The organism is Candidatus Taylorbacteria bacterium (genome assembly GCA_039934295.1).
Taxonomy (GTDB): domain Bacteria; phylum Patescibacteriota; class Minisyncoccia; order Phycocordibacterales; family HO2-43-120; genus HO2-43-120.
In genome coordinates, this window is record JBDTMN010000018.1 from 1 (window position 1) to 20,053 (window position 20,053).

Annotated in this window: 22 protein-coding genes and 1 tRNA gene; 19 read left to right on the top strand and 4 right to left on the bottom strand. The window is 43.8% G+C overall.

What is annotated here, in order from left to right; translation table 11 throughout:
• Window positions 1–144: 144 nt before the first annotated feature.
• The 5 genes from ABI430_04705 (at window position 145) to ABI430_04725 (ending at window position 4,524) form a co-directional block, all read left to right on the top strand.
• Window positions 145–945: an MBL fold metallo-hydrolase gene (locus tag ABI430_04705; GenBank protein ID MEO8638169.1), complete on the top strand. Its 801-nt coding sequence runs from the start codon at window positions 145–147 to the stop codon at window positions 943–945.
• A 66-nt stretch (window positions 946–1,011) separates the two neighbouring features.
• Window positions 1,012–1,416: a VOC family protein gene (locus tag ABI430_04710; protein ID MEO8638170.1), complete on the top strand. Its 405-nt coding sequence runs from the start codon at window positions 1,012–1,014 to the stop codon at window positions 1,414–1,416.
• Window positions 1,417–1,960: 544 nt separating this feature from the next.
• Window positions 1,961–2,320, top strand: a complete 360-nt coding sequence (locus ABI430_04715) for an HNH endonuclease (GenBank protein ID MEO8638171.1) — start codon at window positions 1,961–1,963, stop codon at window positions 2,318–2,320.
• Window positions 2,321–2,700: 380 nt separating this feature from the next.
• Window positions 2,701–3,855, top strand: coding sequence for a hypothetical protein (locus ABI430_04720; protein MEO8638172.1), 1,155 nt, complete (start codon window positions 2,701–2,703; stop codon window positions 3,853–3,855).
• Window positions 3,856–4,092: 237 nt separating this feature from the next.
• A complete protein-coding gene (locus ABI430_04725) occupies window positions 4,093–4,524 on the top strand; it encodes a hypothetical protein (GenBank protein MEO8638173.1) in 432 nt (143 codons plus the stop codon).
• 600 nt (window positions 4,525–5,124) lie between these two features.
• On the opposite strand, the gene ABI430_04730 is transcribed toward ABI430_04725, so the two are convergent.
• Window positions 5,125–5,346 carry a hypothetical protein gene (locus tag ABI430_04730; GenBank protein MEO8638174.1) on the bottom strand — a complete coding sequence of 74 codons (222 nt, stop codon included), beginning with the start codon at window positions 5,344–5,346 and terminating at the stop codon, window positions 5,125–5,127.
• 89 nt (window positions 5,347–5,435) lie between these two features.
• On the opposite strand from ABI430_04730, the gene ABI430_04735 reads away from it, so the two are divergent.
• Window positions 5,436–7,223 carry an ABC transporter ATP-binding protein gene (locus tag ABI430_04735; GenBank protein MEO8638175.1) on the top strand — a complete coding sequence of 596 codons (1,788 nt, stop codon included), beginning with the start codon at window positions 5,436–5,438 and terminating at the stop codon, window positions 7,221–7,223.
• Between the two features lie 55 nt (window positions 7,224–7,278).
• On the opposite strand, the gene ABI430_04740 is transcribed toward ABI430_04735, so the two are convergent.
• On the bottom strand, window positions 7,279–8,022 hold the full coding sequence (locus ABI430_04740) for a hypothetical protein (GenBank protein ID MEO8638176.1): 744 nt from the start codon (window positions 8,020–8,022) through the stop codon (window positions 7,279–7,281).
• Between the two features lie 290 nt (window positions 8,023–8,312).
• Here ABI430_04740 and ABI430_04745 point away from each other — a divergent pair, with 290 nt between their 5' ends.
• The 11 genes from ABI430_04745 (at window position 8,313) to ABI430_04795 (ending at window position 16,961) form a co-directional block, all read left to right on the top strand.
• Window positions 8,313–9,536, top strand: coding sequence for a peptidoglycan-binding protein (locus ABI430_04745; protein MEO8638177.1), 1,224 nt, complete (start codon window positions 8,313–8,315; stop codon window positions 9,534–9,536).
• A 519-nt stretch (window positions 9,537–10,055) separates the two neighbouring features.
• Window positions 10,056–10,217: a hypothetical protein gene (locus ABI430_04750; protein MEO8638178.1), complete on the top strand. Its 162-nt coding sequence runs from the start codon at window positions 10,056–10,058 to the stop codon at window positions 10,215–10,217.
• Window positions 10,214–11,224 (top strand): phosphotransferase, encoded by a 1,011-nt coding sequence (locus tag ABI430_04755; protein MEO8638179.1) that lies wholly within the window; start codon window positions 10,214–10,216, stop codon window positions 11,222–11,224. Before ABI430_04750 ends, ABI430_04755 begins: the two co-directional genes overlap by 4 nt.
• 149 nt (window positions 11,225–11,373) lie before the next feature.
• Window positions 11,374–11,646 (top strand): winged helix-turn-helix domain-containing protein, encoded by a 273-nt coding sequence (locus ABI430_04760; GenBank protein MEO8638180.1) that lies wholly within the window; start codon window positions 11,374–11,376, stop codon window positions 11,644–11,646.
• 86 nt (window positions 11,647–11,732) lie between these two features.
• The gene (cyaB, locus tag ABI430_04765) at window positions 11,733–12,272 is read left to right on the top strand and encodes a class IV adenylate cyclase (protein ID MEO8638181.1); all 540 of its coding nucleotides are present in this window, start codon (window positions 11,733–11,735) and stop codon (window positions 12,270–12,272) included.
• 57 nt (window positions 12,273–12,329) lie between these two features.
• The gene (locus ABI430_04770; protein MEO8638182.1) at window positions 12,330–13,274 is read left to right on the top strand and encodes a hypothetical protein; all 945 of its coding nucleotides are present in this window, start codon (window positions 12,330–12,332) and stop codon (window positions 13,272–13,274) included.
• Window positions 13,275–13,288: 14 nt separating this feature from the next.
• Window positions 13,289–14,404 (top strand): DUF2914 domain-containing protein, encoded by a 1,116-nt coding sequence (locus ABI430_04775; protein MEO8638183.1) that lies wholly within the window; start codon window positions 13,289–13,291, stop codon window positions 14,402–14,404.
• On the top strand, window positions 14,401–15,564 hold the full coding sequence (locus ABI430_04780) for an MFS transporter (protein ID MEO8638184.1): 1,164 nt from the start codon (window positions 14,401–14,403) through the stop codon (window positions 15,562–15,564). The genes ABI430_04775 and ABI430_04780 overlap by 4 nt, the downstream gene beginning before the upstream one ends.
• 101 nt (window positions 15,565–15,665) lie before the next feature.
• Entirely contained in the window at window positions 15,666–16,256 is a 591-nt protein-coding gene (locus tag ABI430_04785) for a hypothetical protein (GenBank protein MEO8638185.1), read from the top strand.
• A gap of 29 nt (window positions 16,257–16,285) precedes the next feature.
• Complete coding sequence (locus ABI430_04790) at window positions 16,286–16,669, top strand: VOC family protein (protein ID MEO8638186.1); 384 nt, start codon at window positions 16,286–16,288, stop codon at window positions 16,667–16,669.
• Between the two features lie 10 nt (window positions 16,670–16,679).
• Window positions 16,680–16,961 carry a 4a-hydroxytetrahydrobiopterin dehydratase gene (locus tag ABI430_04795; GenBank protein ID MEO8638187.1) on the top strand — a complete coding sequence of 94 codons (282 nt, stop codon included), beginning with the start codon at window positions 16,680–16,682 and terminating at the stop codon, window positions 16,959–16,961.
• Here ABI430_04795 and miaA read toward each other — a convergent pair.
• Window positions 16,942–17,829 (bottom strand): tRNA (adenosine(37)-N6)-dimethylallyltransferase MiaA, encoded by an 888-nt coding sequence (miaA, locus tag ABI430_04800; protein MEO8638188.1) that lies wholly within the window; start codon window positions 17,827–17,829, stop codon window positions 16,942–16,944. The genes ABI430_04795 and miaA overlap by 20 nt on opposite strands.
• Window positions 17,830–17,888: 59 nt before the next feature.
• Window positions 17,889–18,152, bottom strand: a complete 264-nt coding sequence (locus ABI430_04805; GenBank protein MEO8638189.1) for a hypothetical protein — start codon at window positions 18,150–18,152, stop codon at window positions 17,889–17,891.
• A 116-nt stretch (window positions 18,153–18,268) separates the two neighbouring features.
• Here ABI430_04805 and ABI430_04810 point away from each other — a divergent pair.
• Window positions 18,269–18,350: transfer RNA gene (locus ABI430_04810), tRNA-Leu, on the top strand.
• 147 nt (window positions 18,351–18,497) lie between these two features.
• Window positions 18,498–19,553, top strand: a complete 1,056-nt coding sequence (locus ABI430_04815) for a ParB/RepB/Spo0J family partition protein (GenBank protein MEO8638190.1) — start codon at window positions 18,498–18,500, stop codon at window positions 19,551–19,553.
• The last annotated feature ends 500 nt before the right edge of the window (window positions 19,554–20,053 follow it).

Genomic DNA, 20,053 nt, shown 5'->3' on the forward strand with positions numbered 1-20,053 from the left:
GTTCCCACTTTACACCGAAGATGATAAAGTGTTAACAACGCTCTTAATTCTTACACTTTATCGTATTCGGACTTATTTTGGGAGCGTGGAAGTAAAATTGCCCGCCGACCAATATTTGGTGCGGGAGTAAATTAAAATATCATTATGAATAAAAATACAATAATTGTGGTAATACTCGTTTTGGGTATTGCAATATTTGGCGCGTATAAGTATCTTGGTAAAAATAGACTGAGCGAAAATAAACAAGTTAGCACGAACACCACTATGAATTCAGACATAAAATCCGATATTGAAATAGTTCCAATCGAGCATGCAACCATGGCTTTGAAGTGGGGAAGCAAGGTGATTATTACAGACCCTGTTGGGTCAACAACCCTTTTCGCGGCACAGCCGGCCCCTGACATAGTTTTGGTAACGGATATTCATCAAGACCACTTCAACGTTGAAACCTTGAAAGCGGTTCTGAAAGAGAAAACCGTGCTCATCGCTCCAAAGGCGGTGGCCGATTTGATAAAAGAAAAACTTCCCGGGACTTTGGTTGTGATGAAAAATGGGGAAGTGAGAGACGTTGCGGGTATTTCGGTCGAAGCTATCCCTATGTACAACCTTCCCGAAAAGGCGGATGCATTTCACACCAAGGGCAGGGGAAACGGATATGTGCTTGAAGCGCAGGGCAAGCGAGTATATATTTCCGGAGATACTTCCGGTATTCCCGAAATGCGGGCCTTGAAAAACATAGATATTGCGTTTGTCTGCATGAATCTGCCTTACACCATGTCGATCGAGGAAGCGGCAGAGGCGGTTCTTGCGTTTAAGCCAAAAGAAGTTATACCGTATCATTATCGGGGAACAAGCGGATTGAGCGACACAAAAAAATTCAAAGCGCTCGTAAATGCCGGAGACCCAAATATAAATGTCAATTTGTTAAATTTTTATCCAAATTAAGCCAAAACCTTCACACCAAATTCCCTTAGTGAAGACATACGGGAATTTGGTGGGGGAGTAACACACATGAACAAAATGAACCCCGTAGTCCACTTTGAAATGCCCTACGAAGACAAAAATCGCATGGCGGATTTCTACACCAAAACTTTCGGATGGAAAGCGCAAATGCTGGGTGAGGACATGGGAAATTATGTCGTCATGCAGACCGGAGAGACAGACGAGAAAGGAATGCTCAAACAGCCGGGAATGGTGAACGGCGGTTTTTATAAAAAGCCCGTCGATAAAGCTGTAGAGAGTCCGTCATTTGTTATTTCCGTCGAGGACGTGAAGGAATCGCTCAAAAAAATTGTAGAAGCCGGAGGTAAGGCCCTCGGAGAACCTATGGACATTCCCGGAATCGGGTGCTATTGCAGTTTTCTCGACACCGAAGGCAACCGCGCGAGCATTCTTCAACCGTTAAAAAAGATGTAACTACGCCGGTCTTTCGCAGGTTCAGTCCTACTTGTTCGGCATTCTATTCAGCATTCATGCATAGAACCCTTCGCCCGAAGGGTAGCATGGGAATTTGAAGTGGAGATGCAGAGTTAGTTGGAGTTGTAAGCTATCCAAGTTTATGAGATATTTATGTCAATGATAGGAGACCCGATAGAACACATAGAAAGCTTAACGAAAAGGACCAATGACTATATGGGGACGAGAGTTCAGAGCTCCCTTAGCCGTTACCCACTTACTTTTTCCCTTTTATCCGTTTTCGGAATTGTTTCCATCTTGCATGGGTTTGAATCCGCCATTAGCTACATTCCATACCTCTCCGAACGCCCGTTTCTTATATTCATTTTAGGATTGTTGATTCTTATTTTCACCGGCACGCTTTATCGAGGCCTCGAAAAAAAGCGTTTGGATTAGAGACGAGATTAGAACTATGCATATAAGTTTAAGAAGCAGTCTACTTCCAGACAAAAGTGTTTAGGATTGCAGAATTAGTTAAAGTGTTTTTTAACCATTTGTAAAAAATATGAATAAATACGGTATACCTGAGGATTTTCTGAAAAAAATTAGGAAGAGGGACAAATTATGCGTGTACTGCCGGAAGGAAATGATAGTACCTCGAAAAGGCACAACGCAGAGGAATTGGGCAACGATTGAGCATATGAGTGATAAAAAGTCCGGGAATGAACCTCAATCGATAGTTATCTGCTGTGGTAGTTGCAATTCAAGCCGAAGAATGAGTTTCGAAAAATGGTTTAAGACCCCGTACTGCATGAAGAGGAATATAAATGCGAAAACGGTCGCGAAGCCGGTGAAGGACTACATGAGAATGATTGCCGGATTAAGTCCAAAAAAACGCAAGCAATATGTCTTGAAATACTATTAAAAAGTCGCAAATAATCGCGAGGGGATAATTGGGTTATCACCATTAATTTAGGCAATCCAAATGAATGTCCAGTTTCCAAAGAGAAACTAAAAGTGAAGTATTTATAATTGTCCAAAGAATCTCTTTGGATTCGACCAACACTTTATTAGACCACACCTAATTGTCCAAAGAGACTCTTTGGATTCGTCACTCTTCTATATTGTTTAGCTTGTTAGGATAAAATAATGTTGAATGCCCTGAAAAACTCAGAATTTGTCGATCAGAGTGAGTAATAAATTAAAAGTTCCTTGCTTTTTTTAGGCACTAGGACTAATATAGAGCCAGTTTGACAAACCAACAAACTGGTGTAAAAACACCAAACAGAGAAAGGTACAATTGTTATGCAAGGCGTTGAAATATCGCACCTAAATGCCGCTCTTTCGGCGGTACTCAAAGGGTATTACGATTTCAGGCACTCGACCATTGATGATGCCCTGCGTCCCATTGCTGCATACGGCAAAAAGGACACGCTTGGTATGGATGCTGGGCCCGAGATCACCATCTGTGAAGAGCTTAGTCGCTACGATGCCGGTGCTGTCGTTGTCACGGAGGAAATCGGTTCCAAAGGTATGCAGTTCAGCGATACGTTTCGGCTGGCGTATCCTCAGACATTCAGGACCGTGTTCATCAGCGATCCCACAGATCGCTCTAACCAGCTGAAAGAATTTCTTTCGGCGTTTCCCAAGGAGAAGAAGATCGGTGACATCCTTGGAGACAAATCATCCCTCAAAAAGTGGGAAGAGAAATACGGATCACCTGTTTCCATCACAGGCGCGACATCGGCTATCAGTTGTATCCGTCGCGGGATACCCATCTTTGCGGTGATCGTGAACTATATCACACAGCAGTTGGTCGTCGCCTGTGCGGCGGGCATCCGGATGGTGGATCTTCCCGACGATCGTCCTGATCTCATGGATCTGGAACATGTGTGCCGGGAAGGGAAGCTCATTACATTCCCAGGCATCGAACGCATGAAAAGCATGAGGAGGTTCGTGACCTTCCTCGGCGATGCGGGCAAGATCGGCTACAAGGAAAACTTCGCGGACAGCGGTTTGGTGGATGAAGCCAAGGTCAAGGAGTTCTTGCATTACGGCAAACCGGGCGGTCCGTCTCGCGCACTGTATCTGTCCTCGCTTCAACCGCGAGAAACTCCAGTTGGGTTCATCCTGGCGAACGGAGAGAAGATCGGTGAGTGGATACACTGGTTGCCATTCGTCCAGTATGCACGCAGTCAGAACGATGAGAGCCAGCCGGCGCTCATCCTGTACGAAGTCTTCCAGGATCGGCCATGGACCAAGGAAGGCGTGCTCATGTCGACGCCTCCAAACTACAGCGTCTTCCGCGAGTACAATGGAAGAATGTACATTGATACGAGCTGGCTTCTGCGGATGCCCAACCCGAGCCAGTTGAGGTCTACCCTCATCATGTCGCCCTATGACAATCGCTGGGCGGTGCGTTCGAGTAGCCAGTCGGGATACCGGGCCATCAAGTTCTAGTCATCACAATTCATATCAACACATCCGAGCCACTCACGACTCGGATTTTAATTTACATGCCTCTCATTATTTTATGACGAGTCTTTTCCGAACATGAACCATTATTAAATCTTACGTTGCTTCAACGAGAAATTTTTACAATACTGAGTCGTCCGGCCGATTTTATGCATAAAAATCACATCGATGTCCTTTTTAATAATTTTATGCTAATTTAGTTTCGGAAAGGAGCAAGTACAGATGAAAATTTTATGCGCTTATTACGACAAAGAGACTGGTTTTCTTAACACAGATCCGGAGGTCGAGCTTGTCGGACATCAGATTACTACAGTTCATTACTATGAACATGTGGGATTTATGATGAACGATAAATCTCGTGGGATACCGCCCTTTGATGTTGTGCTAATGGACGTAGTATTGCCGTGGAATGAGGCATGCTCGCCTGACGAAGCAATGCTCCCAACATCACTTCTCATGAGGCATTTGGACTCCAGTTTGATTCGAGGCATGGGTATCTTTGTGCCCATTTACTTTGAGACGGAGTTTGCTTTTGATTTCCATGATTACCATGCCATGGTGGCAGATCGTACTTGCTGGACTCCTACTGATAAGAGGGATTGGAGAATGCTTCTCAATTTAGTGGTTCAAAAAATCAATCAAATAAAAGTATGAGGCCGAAGGGAAAAATTCCTCGGCTTTTATTTTTTAAAAGGGCTAACTCTATGCGCCACGCAGATACATAAATTTGCCAACTAGTAAAAATCGTCCATAATGTAAGTTATAATGAGCAAAAATAAGAACGAGTTTAATATAGAATTACCTAAAGTCGATAGCACCCCAATGGGAATTATTGGCATGGAAGGGGACGTGTTTAGGGGAATAACTGATACTACAAGGCATAAGTCACTTTTTGTTCGGATTGTGTCAATATTTTTCTGCCTATTCCTGATGGTATTACCTGGTCTATTTGGCTTAGGCCTCTTTGCGTTTACGTTATTACCTTTGTTCGCTTCTTATACAACGATTGAATATATAATCTGGGGGTTCGTTTTTCTGTTTATGTGTTCAATGATGGTAGTATTAGTGATTGCTGGACTAAAAGGCATTTGGGCAAATTTTAAAAAATGAAAATACACATAATACTGTACGAAAGTTCTGAAGTGCCTGCGGTCATAGAAATATATAATTATCTAAAGTGTCTCTTTGGATTCGTAACATTTATTTAGAATAAAAAAGCCGAGCGTGATCTCGGCTGTGTTTCTGCCCTCAATTTCAGAAATCGGTATCCTCAAGGTTCAGTAACTCATGGAGCCCATCTTTGATCTTGTCTTCCGTGCGATTAGCAGCCAAGGAACCTTTACATTTTGGGCATTGCGCCTTGCCGTCAATGATGACGGCGTCCCCTACGGTTCCCGTCCACAGACAGTGGTCGCACTTGCACGGGAAAGCCCTGACTTCGTCTGAAAGTACCGTATCCGACTTACTTGTGTCCATAATTTTATTCTTTCTGTTGCCGGTTGAAATACTATAACGAAATACTATATTTGTCATCATCTTAGAAACAGTGATAGACTATTCTTACATTGTTAGAAGATAAGGAAAAACTGAATAAGGAGAATCTCTATACAGGCTTGAAAGTGCTGTGGAAATACATCAGCCAGTACAGGCGTGAGATAGCCGTGCTTTCTATCATGGGAATTTTTTCTGCGATTGGCAATGGCACGATTCCCTACATTGCGGGCAAGTTTTTTGACGCGATATCGAGTACTGCGGTTGTGGACTTTTTCTGGCAACCCGTTTCGCTTTACGTTGCGCTTCTCATTCTTTGGGCGATTATTCAACTGATTACCTACACCCTCGACTGGAGAATTAATATTTTGAGCGAGAAGTTTTCGAATGTAATCTGGCTCGACTATTTGAGCAAGGGGTTCGGGTACCTTCTTCTTTTGCCCGTGTCATTTCATAAGACGAACAAAATCGGAGAGATTAGCAACAAAATTAATGTGGCGGCGAGCGCGCTTGAAACCATTGCTGGCAGGATTGTGATTGACCTTTCTCCGCAAATATTGAGCATTGTGATTGCTTTCGGAATCACTTTCTACCTTCAGCCCCTTCTCGCGTGCGTTCTTTTGGCGGGAGTGGTCATCTATATTTTTATTTTTTCCACGAAAATTCAGCATACCTCCATATACCAGAAAGAGTACTGGGACGTGCTCAACTTCGTTTTCGGAGAATCGTACGACGTGGTCGGGAACGCCCTCGCTATCAAACAGGCGACGGCCGAAGAGTACGAAAGAAATCGGCTCTCGACGAAAATGAAAAGCGCGATTCCGCTTTGGATGCGCCTCACCAAGCTTTGGGGAAGTTTGACGCTCTATCAGCGAATGACCATTCTCGCGACGCAGATTACTATTTTCATCGTTTCGGTTACCTATATTCATGCCGGTAGAATGACAATCGGGGAGCTGATCGCCTTCAACGCATACGCGGCGATGGTGTTCGGGCCGTTCGTTGTGATTGCGCGCAACTGGCAGACAATTCAAAACGGCATCGTGAATATTCAGGAGACGGAAAAAATTTTGCAGGTGGAGCCGGAACTTTATGAGGGCAAGGACGCGGTGAGGCTAGACCTTAAAGGTGATATTGAATTTAAAAATGTATTTTTTCAATACGAAGAAGGCAAGCAAGTCTTGGAGGATATTTCTTTCACCGTCAAAGGAGGGCAGGTCGTGGCGTTGGTAGGGGAGTCTGGCGTTGGCAAGAGCACGCTCATCGACCTCATCTCCGCATATCATTTTGCTTCCAAAGGAATGGTGCTGATTGACGGACACGAAATAAAAAAAGTGCAGTTGAGAAGACTCCGAGAGCAGATAGCGGTCGTCCCGCAGGAGGTTGTGCTATTCAATGACACGATAAAAATGAATATCGCATACGGCAACTTCAAAGCTACTGATGATGAGGTGCGGGAGGCCGCGGTAAAAGCGCACGCCTTGGGCTTTATCGAAAAATTTCCAGAAAAGTGGAATCAGATAGTGGGGGAGCGGGGAGTCAAGCTCTCCGTTGGCCAAAAACAGCGCGTGGCTATTGCCCGGGCAATTTTACGCAACCCCAGGATTCTTGTTCTTGATGAGCCGACTTCTGCCTTGGACGCTGGTTCCGAGAAAATTATTACGGAATCTCTGGATGAGCTCATGAGGGGTAAAACGACTTTCATCATCGCGCACCGCCTAAGCACGGTTAGAAAAGCTGACCTTATTTTGGTATTTAAAGAAGGGCGGATTCTTGAATCGGGAACGCATGAGGAGCTTTTGACTTTAAAGGGGGGAGAGTATAGGAGACTCTACGAGTTGCAAATTGGCCTTCATTCGTAGGATAAAAAAGCTCCCGAACACGAAGTGTTCGGGAGCAGTGCAGATTTTCTTGGTCTTAGTGGGCCTTTATCAGATGACCGACACTGTATTTCTGACCCTCATGCCAACCAATCTGCTTCATAAAATCTGGAGGCATTGCATTCTTCTTGATGTCGTGCTGGCGAATGACCACGAGCAGAGTGTCGGGGTCCGCCATTTCGTCGACGGTCGCTCCAGTTCCGCTTTCGCCATTCTCGACAGCCGACTTGAAGTATATCCATGTTACACCCGGTCGTACTTCCACAGAGAAGACTCCTTCTATAGTGTTGGTCGCGGGATATGTTAGCAAATGAATCTTGGCCAAGTATAATTTGACATCATAATGAGCCCCCAATTCATAATTATTGAACCGGTTGATGTGGCCCATAATTTTGATTGTCGGAAATATGGTTCCCGCCTCTTCAACCTTGCACGCGATCGAGTCGTCGCCTTCTACGCCTTCCTTGCAGGAGACAATTGGTGAGATGCGTGCTGTGCCGGTGAATTCATCGGCGCCAATGAGACGGTAGCCGTATTGTCCCGGGCCACCTTCGAACACGCGAGAGGAAGTTACGAGTAGACCTGGCCACTTGGTGAACAATGTCCCGTTGCCATTAAATTGCCAGGCATGCGTCACATCATTCCGGTACATGATGTGAACCGGAGTGAAATACGGATTCTTTGGAGCTAGATGAGCATTTTCACTGATCCAGACATGGCGCGCTGCCATTAATTCAGGCGACTCTTCGGAAATACCGAGAAGATGAGCCTTTTCGCGCATCGTCAAAGTCTTGGGGCGTGACCAGATGAAGAACAGGATGAGTAGTGCTCCAACGCCTAAGGATAGGCATAATAGAGTAAACCTCGTGATTCGTCGGGGGCGGCGTTTTTGCTGATTTCTCATACTTTATTTTTTTTTGGAAAACTGCGGTCTACTTAATACGCTAACATACATTGCTATCAGCGTCAATGCATGCACTGCGGTAATGTGGAAAAGCCCGATTGTTATTGAATGTATAATGTTATATACTATTAGAAATTATAAATTAATTAATTTTAATTATTTCTAACATGAAAATAAGAACTTTGTTCTCTGTCGGAGGTGTTTTGATTGCAATGTTTCTCGCGGTGCTCTTTGTTCCGAGGTCGGCGTCCGCGACGGTGAAATGCGACTTCACTCGAGACCTTGATTTGGAAAGTCAGGGTGATGATGTTCTGTGCTTGCAAAAATATCTAAATGACATAGGAATTATTATTGCGCCTTCAGGCCCGGGCTCTCCCGGGAGTGAGACCGATCTTTTCCGAGATTTGACAAAAAAAGCCGTGATGAATTGGCAAAAATCTTTTGGGATATCACCCGCAGGCGGATATTTTGGTCCTATTTCAAGAATGAAATACAATGAAGTCATTGCGCTTGCGCCAATTCCTTCACCCACGCCTACTCCCACGCTTACCCCTTTATCTTCGCCATCAGTGACGCCACAAGTTTCGCCGTCTCCTACTCCTACTCGGTCTCCCGCGCCATCGAATACTTCTTCAAGAGCTCAAATTGACGCTGAAAAGGAAATAAGGAATGCTTTTAGCATGATAGATGATGCGGAAGATGAGATTGACAACGCAAAAGATGACGGAGAGAATGTTGAAGTCGCGGAGAGTAATCTCGATGATTCGAGGGATGACCTTTTCGATGCAGTTTCTTCCTACTTTGACAGAGATTACGAGGACGCGCTCAAGAAAGCTAGAAATGCTTCAAGCAATGCCGAAGACGCATTTGAGGATGCTGGCGGAAAATCCGATGAAGACAAGGCGGAGGATCTCATAGATGATGTTAAAGACCAGATTGATGACGCATGGGAGACGATTGACGCCGCGGACGATGACGGAGAAAGTGTAGGTAACGCTGAAGATTTATTGAAGGAAGCAGAAGATACTCTTGACGATGCAGAGAGTGAGCTCGATGACGAGAATTTTGATGAGGCGGAAGATCTTGCCAAAGATGCGGAGGATCTCGTCGATGAAGCAATTGATGCCATAGGTGAAAGCAACACAAAGGATAGACAAAGCGCGAGAAATGAGATTAATGACGCAAATGAAGCCTTGGACGATGCGAGGGATGAGGTTGAGAACGCAAAAGATGACGGGGATGACGTAGACGAAGCGGAAGATTTTCTCGATGATGCGGAAAACCTCATCGAGGATGCAGAAAACGAATATGACGATGAGAACTACGATGATGCGGAAGATTTTGCGAAAGATGCTCAAGATAAGGTAAAGGACGCTCTCGATTCCATCTAGATTTTTTCGGTTCAAGTTTCGTCACTAGTTACAAACCATCCCAACATTTTAAAGCATGTTGGGATGGTTTGTTAAAAAAAGACGCCAACTGAAGTTGGCGCGCTTAGAAATCAAGACGTGTCGTAAGGAACGACAGTGTGCTGTGTGTCGTAGGTGCAGTTTGGGCAGAAGATTAATAGAACCTCGTTAACAACGGGATTCCAGTTTTGGCTGATACTACCCGGATGAACGAGTTTGCAGTGAGAGCATTCGACATTCACCTTGATCGTCGAGGTGAAGCCAGGAGGTGTTTTGGGAGCTGTATGTCGTATTCTCATTCCATATTGATAATACAAATGATTTATGGTATTGTCAATTTTTAGAGCTATTTTTCGACGCTTTGAACGTAGGAAAAAAATTCCACGAATATGAAAACTATTCTTCATATGGCAGTATCCCTAGACGGGTATATTGCCGATATAGACCACAGCTCCAGCTGGGTTTCTCAAAATTGACGAAGACCTTTTTTTAAAACGAGCAATGAAGGCTGGCTGTGTTGTTGTGGGAAAGAAGACGTTTCAGCAATATTTCGGAGACATTTATCCCGTGGCTTCCGCGCTCAATATAGTCTTGTCCAGGGAGACGGAGAATCCCAAAAAAGACAACATCATCTGCATTATCTGGTTAAAAACTAAATTGTGATTTTTGCGACACACTTAAAAAAACTGTGCGAAGAATATGCCATCGGCGATTACGTCGCTCATCGAGAAATTAAGGAGGGAATTCTTAATCAGAACTATTTTTTAAAAACTACGCAGGGCAACTATTTTGTTAAATCCGTTCGGGAAAAAAGTAAGGACAGAATTGTTACCACTTTTGAGGTGGAGACATATATGAAATCGCAAGGGATTCCGGCTGTTGTTATGCTCCCCACGAAAGCGGGAAGAATCTCCGTTACTATGGGAGATGAAGCACTTACTTTATACCCGTTTATTGAGAGTGACCGTTCCCATTCCTACTTGAATGCTGATTTTAGAAAGATGGGAGAAATGCTTGCGAAAATTCATAGAGCGGGCAGTAGGAAATTGCCTGACTCTTTGCGCGATGTTAAGAAATTTGTTCAACCGGAGTCTCGTGTGACTGCCGAACGGCTCAAGGAATACAAAAATGAAATTCTAGGGAAGCATGAACAGGATGAGACTGACAGGCTTTTTGTCAACTATATTGATTTCAAGCTTTCCATTATACCCCGACTTGAATCAGTCGAGCTTCCGAACGACACTCTCACCCATGGAGACTATCATCCGGGAAATATTCTGTTCGAAAAAAAATCCCGAAAAATTATCGGTGTTTGTGATTGGGAAAAAGCGGAGATTGCTCCGCGCTCATATGAATTGGCTCGCTCGCTTTTCTATACGTGCTTTAATGATGTCGGAAAGATTGAGGGATTGCTTGAACATTCAAGAGAATTTTGCTCGGGTTATTTTTCGGTGTATCCGATGGACGCAGAAGAAATGTCCCGAGGGCTCGCACTGAGACTTTCTAAAATGGCGCTTTCAAGCTGGATCGAGGAAACATATTATCAACGACATGATGACAGGGCGAACAGATTCATTAAAAATGAAATGCATATTTTGAACCTCGCAGTGAATAAAAAATTACTGGACACTGTAAAAGGTTCAGCACTCAATTTCGAGATGCCCGACTAATTTTTACATCATACCAACATACTGGAGTATGTTGGTATGATGTTTCAAACTTCTATTGATGGGATAGACCGCATCATAAAGCGGAATAGTATTCTAGTATTTTGCAAAATACTTGAATGAAAAACCTAAGGGTTATATAATCAAGCATTATGGAAAATAATTTTCGCAAATTAGAAAGAGTTTTTAAAGGAGTGGCTAATCATCGACGGTTGCAAATTTTGGAATTACTTAGACGTGAACCAGAATTGTCTGTAGAGGAGATTGCAGAGAAGACTGCTACTGAATACATGAACGCATCTGACCACATACGTAAGCTTGCAATGGCGGGATTTGTTATGAAAAGGAATCAAGGAAACAGTGTGAGGCATAAACTGACACCACGTGCCGAATCTATTCTAGTATTTTGCAAAAGACTAGAATAGATGAGCTTGAAATGATTTGGATGTAGAAGTATATTAATTAAGCACATTACTTACTCCGATCCCGTCGGGGGGGGGCTATCTATAGTATGAAAGAAATCGAAGTAAAAGCGAGATTGAGGGATAAAAAGGCGGTGGTTAAAAAATTGAAGTCAATTGGCTGTGTGTTTGAGGTGCCTGTTACACAAAGCGATACAGTGTATGCGAAGGTTGTTGGCACAGTATCCAAGTATTTATCGAGCGATGTGTTTCTGCGAATTCGAGTAAAAAATGGCAAAAAAATCTTCTTCACCGTTAAAAAGCCGTTGTCGAATGGGCTTGATAAACTGGAATATGAGGTGGTGGTAAACTCAAAGGTGGAAATAGAACAAGCGATACTGCTTATGGGTTACAAGAAGGCAGTTGAGGTGAACAAAACGCGAATTGTGGCAAAATACAAAGAGCGTGAAATCTGTATTGACGAAGTTCAAAATCTGGGGACTTTCATTGAGGTTGAAGAGCTTAGAGCAGATGGTGATTCGGAGAAAATCCAGGATGAGCTTTTCGCCTTTGTCGAGTCATTGGGCGTTTCAAGGGAAGACAGAGTCTTTTCCGGATACGATATATTGATGCTTCAGAAGTTAAAATAAAGTTACATACCGATTCAGCACCTCTTCGAAAATGAGAGATTTTGCTATAATTAAAATATGAAAGAAAATTACGCGGAAACGCCCAAAAAAAGATTAAGCGAGTTTTTTAAGGCGAAGGAGTTATTCAAAGAATTTGAGGATATATCAATTCTTGAAATTACCTCGTATGTCGTGAAAAATGCAGGCGAGGGCGAAGAAAATAAATATGACATACCCCGGAATATCATTGAGCCATTCAGGACAGAGCAGGAAAAAAGAGTGCGGACTATAATCGAGTATTACGAGTCGTTTCTTTCTGACGTCGGTTGCAAGCTGGCTTTAGTAAACTCTCCAACGGGCTTTAAATTCGCTGTTGCCGATGTTTTATCGGTCGATTTTTCTCTCTCCTTGGAAAACAAGGAAAAGTTTATTTCATTCCTCGAATCATTTCCGCGAGGGGACGAAGCTGACATAAATGCATTGAACCAGCTCATTGCGGATAACATGCTCAAGGAGTTTTATAATAGCTCGGGAACTGATTTCAAGGAGGACAATAATTTTATTGAGATTATTTCTGGGGCGAAAGAGATCCGAGACGAGCTCGGAAAGATTGATGAGGACGCATTTCGGGAGAGTAGGGAAAATTTAGACGCTATAGACGTGGCTACCAAAGGAGGGTATCTTAATGAATACATTGAGGCAAAGAACTGTGGCATTTTAGAATCGCCCGATTCTACTTGGAGGTATGCTCTCTATTTTAATTTGGCGATTCCCTTTATTACGCTTCAAGACTGTGAGCAAAAATGGCATCAAATATTTATCGTATTGAATTCACTTCGCTCAAATAGCAGGACTGTCGCACTCTACAAATTCGCAAGAGAGAATGTTCTTGCCGCCCTTGCAGGTTCAATACGCGAGATTGAGAAAAACCTTGAGGGCGATAACGAGGAACTCAAAGAGAGCGGGAGGAAATGGCTTCCATTCATGAGGAAAATCAAAGATGAATTTGAGGCATGGTATTAATATTTCTCGATTGAATGCATACTAAAGAGCAGAAAGACATCTTCATAATTTCAAGCCTGCGAAACTGGTATGCACGCTATGAAAGACCGATTTCGTCGCTCTCCCTTGTCGGGGGATTCATTTTTGACGCCATCGTATTGAAGAGGGTGGATATGTTTTGGGAAAATTTTTGGGTGGCGGTGCATTTGGGGGTTGTCGCTCTCTGCATTATTTTCATCAATGGGGGAGAAAATGAAGATATGAATGCAAGTGACCCCGCGCGGATACACTTTTGGCTCATCAACGTTCTCCAGTTTACTTTCGGCGGGCTTCTCTCGACCTATCTTGTTTTCTATTTTCGAAGCGGGAGTCTCTCTGTGAGCTGGCCTTTTTTTCTCATTTTAATTGTCGCTTTTGTTGCGAATGAGTCGCTCAAGAGGCATTACGCAAAATTGAGTTTTCAGATAAGCTTCTTTTTTCTCTCGATATACTCGTTTGCCATCTTCATTTTGCCCGTTGCGCTTCATAGAATTGGAGATTTGATTTTTCTCCTAAGCGGGCTCGCGAGCCTTCTTATCCTCTGGATATTTTTGAAGATTTTGAGGTCTGTCACGAAGGAAAAATTTGTGAAAAGCCGTCGGATAATATTCCTATCCATTTCCGGGATATTTGTTACCATAAATATGCTTTATTTTTTTAATCTGATTCCTCCGATACCGTTATCTTTGAAAGACGCAGGCATCTATCACAGTGTGGCGAGAATGAGTGACGGGAACTACGAAGTTGCTTCTGAAGGAGGTTCGTGGTTTGACATTTTCAAGCGATATCAGGATTTTCATGCAACGCCCGACACGACTGTCTATGCGTATAGCGCAATATTTGCTCCCTATTTTTTGGATACCTCCATTGTTCACGAATGGCAAAGATACGATGAGAATTCAAGGAAATGGATAACAATGGGCAGGGAGGTGCTACCTGTTGTCGGAGGGCGGGAAGGCGGTTTTCGAACATTTTCGGAAAAAACAATTCTCAATTCCGGAAGGTGGCGCGTAAACGTTGAAACTCCTCGGGGAGCTGTTCTGGGGCGTCTTCTTTTTAGGATTATCCCGGTCGAGCAGGAACCAGAATTAAAAACAACAATAAACCAATGAAAAAGAAAGAGCGAATTATTGGGCTTCCGCGAAATGTATTCTTCCTCGGGCTGACGAGTTTTTTCAACGACTTCTCTTCGGAAATGATACTTTCCATTTTGCCCGCTTTTTTTATTTCCGTTTTGAAAACCGGCGCGGCCTCTCTGGGTCTGGTTGAGGGCATCGCTGATTTTAGCGCGAACGTTATTAAAATTTATTCCGGGAGATTTTCCGATAAAATACAGAAGAAAAAAATATTTGCCGTTTCGGGCTATGTCCTTTCCGTCTTTACTCGACCCTTCTATTATTTTGTCGGGAGCGTTGCGGGAGTCGTGGGATTAAGGGTAGCCGACAGAATCGGAAAAGGACTCCGTGATTCTCCGCGGGACGCGCTGATTTCCCTCTCAACGCCCGAGGGTGAGATGGGACGGGCGTTCGGATATCATCGGGCGATGGATACCGCCGGGGCGATAGTGGGTCCGCTTGTGGCGTTTCTCATACTGAGACAATTTCCTCAAGGATTTAATATTATATTCGTAACTGCATTCGTCGTGGGACTCGCGGCTCTCGCAAGTCTTGTGTTGGTCAAGGAAATCAAAGTGATGGCTCAAAATAGGAAAGAGGTCGCCTCATCGCCGTATGCATTTCCGCTCCAATTCAAGTTGTATCTCGCCTCGATGTTTCTTCTTTCATTGGGTACACTACCGGTAGCGATACTTCTTTTCAGAGCGAAAGATATCGGATTTATCATCGCATCAATCCCGCTCTTCTACATGATTTACAGTATTTCATACGCTCTGTTTTCTGCTCCTGCCGGACGAGTGGCTGATAAAATCGGCGAAAAAAAAGTCATTTTTTTTGGTTACTTCGCCCTTTTGGCGGGATACTTGGTTCTGGGAACTGCGCAATCTCTCTTGATGCTTATTGCCGGTTTTCTGCTTGTTGGTGTTTTTTCCGCGCTTACTGACGGAACGCAGAGGGCACATGTGGCAAATATAATTCCGGGAGGATATCATGGTAGCGCGTTCGGGTATTTGAATGCTGTCATCGGCTTCGGCTATCTTTTCGCCGGCATCGTCGGGGGCTATCTTTGGCAGAATTTTGGCGCCGTTTCAGCATTGGGGGCGAGCGTAATTGCGGTCATACTCGGATTGATTCTTTTCTCAATCAGAGCAAAATGAGGAAGAGGGCTTTGCGCCTTTTTGCCACTTTTCTTTCTACCGCGCTCTGCTATACTATTCGAAGTTAGTTTAGGTAATTTATCAATTTTAATAATTTTATTATGCAAGAATCAAATAGAAAGGGAGGCCTTGCTCCGATTGTTGTCGCTATTATTGTCATCGTCGCTCTTCTGGCAGGAGGAGGGATATATTATGCTGCAAAGAAAGGCAAGCCCATGGGAGAAGTAAAATCCGATACCGATGTAAAAACAGGCACGTCGGAAAATCTGCAGACAGGCTCGCTTAGGAGTCTCATTTCTCTCGGAAGCAGTGTAAAGTGCACAATCGGCGGGGAGGGAACAACGGGAAATCTTTCGGGAACAGTCTATATTTCGGGTAGCATGATGAGAGGGGATTTTACAATGGCTGGAGCACAAAGCTCATCTGATTCTCATATGATAAATAGTGGAGGTCAATCATATATGTGGACCGGAAATCAAGGCATAAAAATGAAGGCGGGCGAGACGAATTCGAATGGTTCGCCTCAATCGAATGACTCGATAGATTTGGATCAGAACGTAAATTACAAATGTAGCGACTGGATTAAAGATGATTCAAAATTCAGTCCTCCAACAACTGTTAATTTTGCGGATTTTAACGAGATGATGAAAAATGCCGACACGAAAAAAATTCCGTCGGGATATGGGTACTAGGTACTAAAAACGTCTAACTTACAAACATCATGAAAATTAATGAGATTGCATTCGTAACCTATGGAGTGAAAGATATGCCGCGCGCAAGGAAATTTTACGAGGAGACTCTTGGTTTGAAACCGACGAGCGTGTGGGAAGGCGAGAAAATGGCTTTTATTGAGTACTCATTCGGAAAGTCGGGGGTGCATACCCTTGCCATAGGCAAAGGGGCGAAGAATTTTAAACCCGGGAAAGGCGGCGCGACGGTGGGGTTAGAAATGGATAATTTTGATTCCGCAATCGAAAGTTTGAAGAAAAACAAGGTGAAATTTATTATGCAACCGTATGACACCGGCGGTTGTGACATGGCAATTATTGCCGACCCGGACGGAAATCAGCTCATGATACATAAGATAAAAAGCAAGTCCAAATAAATTTCTTCCGATGAAGCCTCCAAAAAAGTCGGATCGGCCTCTCGACTGGCTCCCAACTGGTCAAAGTATTTCACGCGTGTTCATATTTAAGAACTTTCAGGGAAGTATCGATTTCGTAAATCGGGTAGCACGGTGCGCCGAGGAAGACAATCATCACCCTGACATTGATATTCGATGGGACAAAGTAACCCTCACGTTTTCCACTCATAGCGAAGGCAAAGTAACGGAAAAGGACTACCGAATGTCAGCTAAGTGTGATGAGATTTACTCCGCTACTCAAGGAAGTTCGTGATTGCGGAAAGGATTTTACGCTTTTCCCCGGGTCTAAACCACATAATTCTCTTATTTTTTCGAAACCAAGTTCTCTGGCGTTTTGCAAAATGCCAGCTTTCGATTTGTATGCTTTGGATCATCTCTTCCCGAGTAATGATTTTTCTTAGGTATCGAGAAATAAATCTATATTCAAGTCCCAATTCATCCAGTCTTTTCCATGAGAGCCCTTTCTTACGGAGATTTATCACTTCACGAATCATCCCTTTTCTTAATCTCGCGAGTAAACGGTCGGATATCTTCTCCTTGAGGACCTTGTCGGGCAGGTCTATTCCGATTTGAAGAGAGTCATATGGCGAGCTTTGAGTAATTTTTGGCACATGACCGAGCGATTTTGCAATTTCGATAGCCCGAATAAGCCGGACCTTGTTGCGGGGGTCTATTGTAGAAGCGCACACATAGTCTAATTTTTTTAACATTGAAAAAAGTCGAGAAGCAGACTGTAATCCAAGTTTTTTTCTCAATTTAGGATTAGGTGCGACTTCAGGAAAGTTCGTGTTGTCTATGAGAGTCTGAATATAAAATCCTGTTCCTCCGCAGATGATTGGAACGTTGCCTCTTTCCGCGATTTCCTTTATTTTTACACGTGCGAGGTTTTTGAAACTCTCAACACTGAATCTTTTTTTGGGATTTGCCACGTCAAGGAGGTGGTGGGGAATTCTATGCATCTCGCGCGCAGAGATTTTACCGGACCCCAGATTGAGCCCCTTATAGACCTGACGAGAGTCGGCCGAAATAATTTCGCCATTAAATGTCCTGGCCATTTTAACTGCCAAATCGCTCTTACCGCTCGCTGTCGGGCCTAAAATAACAATAATCTTCTGTTTCATTCCACTAAATTAGCACACCATAGATAAAAAAAATACCGCAGGATAGTCTGCGGTGAATTTTACCTGAGGCACTCGATGGAAAGTGCTGGAATCATTTTTTCGATAAATTCGCAAAGCGCAGTGAGGTTTTTTTGTCCGCTCATAATTTGTTGGACAGTCTCTGGATCCTGGTAGAGACCCAGCAGTTCCTCAATGGCTTTCCAATCACTCCAAGGTACGTCGAGCTCAAGAAAACCGCAGGATGTTACATGAACATCATCAAAAAAACATGCGATTTGATTCCGAAGATGAATCGAAAGAAACGATCGGTCGGTGTTGTGCATGAGAGGTCACTTTCTCAAAAGGGTCTGGGTTGAACTACACTCTAATGCTAAATGGTAGCATCTGTCCTCTAAATGTAAATTGATTTTTGTGCATAACTTAAGTAGACTCTAGGTAAGCCGGGATGGCGGAATTGGTAGACGCACACGACTCAAAATCGTGCGGAGTAATCCATGAGAGTTCGATTCTCTCTCCCGGCACACGAGTTTCGAGTGTGGTGGGAAGAAAGCTGTCTGCACAGCTTTCTTCCTGCCACGACATTTCGATTTTCTCATTTCCGATATCGTGTTATAATTATTTAAATTAGAAATAAGTACACTTTACAATTTACACTTTTAACTTTTTTTATGTCCCAATTTTATAGCGATTCAATATTCTGGATTGAGGTAGAAAAAATTAAGCCAAACCCTTTTCAGCCCCGAAAGGAATTTGAAGAAAAAAGACTTAAAGATCTGGCGGATTCTATTCGCATGTACGGAGTGCTTCAGCCGCTCGTAGTTACTAGAAAAGAAATTATAAATGACGGCGAAGGTCTGATCGTCGAATACGAACTCATATCGGGAGAGCGAAGGCTTCGGGCTTCAAAACTTGCAGGACTTTTGCAGGTGCCGGTGCTTATCCGCGCTACCGAGGATAATGACCGAGTGAAACTCGAGCTCGCCATCATTGAAAATCTTCAGAGAGAGGACCTGAATGCCGTGGAGCGGGCGCGGGCGTTCGAGAGATTGACAAAGGAATTCAACTTCAAGCATCTCCAGGTCGCGGAAAAAATAGGCAAAAGCCGAGAGTATGTCACAAACACCCTCCGAATCCTTTCTCTTTCGAGTGAAATTCTCGACGCTCTCTCACAAGGAAAAATTACCGAAGGACATACTCGGCCCCTTTTGATGCTCACCGATAGGCCTGAGGAACAGGCCACTCTTTTCAGGGAAATTTTGATAAAAAAAATGAATGTGCGCGAGGCGGAAAATATTTCGAGAAAAATCGCTTTCGAGAGAGCGCGAAAGAAAGACAACTCGCTTGACCCTGAAATTATGGAGCTTGAAACAAAGCTTACCGAGTCGCTCGGAACAAGAGTGCAAATCGAAAGGAAGGTTGTTGGAGGCAAGGTTGTGATCGATTACTTCACCACCGATGATCTCCGCAATATCATCGAGATTATGAACACGAATAAGCCGAGGGACCGCCAAGAAATGCTCAAAAAGCACATTGCGCTTCAAAATAAATCCGAATTGCCGACCGCGTTACCCGAGCAGGTTTCGAATAACGCGATAATCGAAGAAAATCCTGTTGTAATAATTGGCGAGCTTTCAGTCGCGGAAGAAATGATGGAAGCGAAAAGTGAGGAGCCGTCAAGTGACGAGGACAGTGATCTCTACTCGATGAAGAATTTTTCAATTTAAGAGAAGATGAATTTCTCCAAGGGTAACCCTTGGATTGAGCAGGATAAAAAAGCAATATGTTGCCACTCTACAGTGGTTTTATCTGGATTGTGGTTTCGACATATTTTATTCGGGCAACGTTCAGGTATGGTTTTGGGTCACAAGTCGATTTCGTTCCGTCGAACGAAATCGCTCGCGACCCCGACTCGGCATTTCCTTTTGTTAAAGGAAATATGCCTCCGTCTCACCAAAACTTGTTGCGCATGCAACGCAGGTTGCATGCTCATAAATCTACTTATTGGCTTTATGCGGGTTGTGGTTGGGACATAGATTATTCGAGCAACGTTCAGGTATGGTTTTGGGTCACAAGTCGATTTCGTTCCGTCGAACAAAATCGCTCGCGACCCCGACTCGGCATTTCCTTTTGCTAAAGGAAATATGCCTCCGTCTCACCAAAACTTGTTGAGCATGCAACGCAGGTTGCATGCTCATAAATCTACTTATTGGCTTTATGCGGGTTG

Coding starts and splice junctions, on each gene's coding strand:
- ABI430_04705 (MEO8638169.1), top strand. CDS start 145: ATGAATAAAAATACAATAATTGTGGTAATACTCGTTTTGGGTATTGCA.
- cyaB (MEO8638181.1), top strand. CDS start 11,733: ATGAAAGAAATCGAAGTAAAAGCGAGATTGAGGGATAAAAAGGCGGTG.
- ABI430_04725 (MEO8638173.1), top strand. CDS start 4,093: ATGAAAATTTTATGCGCTTATTACGACAAAGAGACTGGTTTTCTTAAC.
- ABI430_04730 (MEO8638174.1), bottom strand. CDS start 5,346: ATGGACACAAGTAAGTCGGATACGGTACTTTCAGACGAAGTCAGGGCT.
- miaA (MEO8638188.1), bottom strand. CDS start 17,829: ATGAAACAGAAGATTATTGTTATTTTAGGCCCGACAGCGAGCGGTAAG.
- ABI430_04785 (MEO8638185.1), top strand. CDS start 15,666: ATGCAAGAATCAAATAGAAAGGGAGGCCTTGCTCCGATTGTTGTCGCT.
- ABI430_04790 (MEO8638186.1), top strand. CDS start 16,286: ATGAAAATTAATGAGATTGCATTCGTAACCTATGGAGTGAAAGATATG.
- ABI430_04740 (MEO8638176.1), bottom strand. CDS start 8,022: ATGCGCGAAAAGGCTCATCTTCTCGGTATTTCCGAAGAGTCGCCTGAA.
- ABI430_04805 (MEO8638189.1), bottom strand. CDS start 18,152: ATGCACAACACCGACCGATCGTTTCTTTCGATTCATCTTCGGAATCAA.
- ABI430_04710 (MEO8638170.1), top strand. CDS start 1,012: ATGAACAAAATGAACCCCGTAGTCCACTTTGAAATGCCCTACGAAGAC.
- ABI430_04775 (MEO8638183.1), top strand. CDS start 13,289: ATGCATACTAAAGAGCAGAAAGACATCTTCATAATTTCAAGCCTGCGA.
- ABI430_04760 (MEO8638180.1), top strand. CDS start 11,374: ATGGAAAATAATTTTCGCAAATTAGAAAGAGTTTTTAAAGGAGTGGCT.
- ABI430_04780 (MEO8638184.1), top strand. CDS start 14,401: ATGAAAAAGAAAGAGCGAATTATTGGGCTTCCGCGAAATGTATTCTTC.
- ABI430_04815 (MEO8638190.1), top strand. CDS start 18,498: ATGTCCCAATTTTATAGCGATTCAATATTCTGGATTGAGGTAGAAAAA.
- ABI430_04770 (MEO8638182.1), top strand. CDS start 12,330: ATGAAAGAAAATTACGCGGAAACGCCCAAAAAAAGATTAAGCGAGTTT.
- ABI430_04750 (MEO8638178.1), top strand. CDS start 10,056: ATGAAGGCTGGCTGTGTTGTTGTGGGAAAGAAGACGTTTCAGCAATAT.
- ABI430_04720 (MEO8638172.1), top strand. CDS start 2,701: ATGCAAGGCGTTGAAATATCGCACCTAAATGCCGCTCTTTCGGCGGTA.
- ABI430_04715 (MEO8638171.1), top strand. CDS start 1,961: ATGAATAAATACGGTATACCTGAGGATTTTCTGAAAAAAATTAGGAAG.
- ABI430_04795 (MEO8638187.1), top strand. CDS start 16,680: ATGAAGCCTCCAAAAAAGTCGGATCGGCCTCTCGACTGGCTCCCAACT.
- ABI430_04745 (MEO8638177.1), top strand. CDS start 8,313: ATGAAAATAAGAACTTTGTTCTCTGTCGGAGGTGTTTTGATTGCAATG.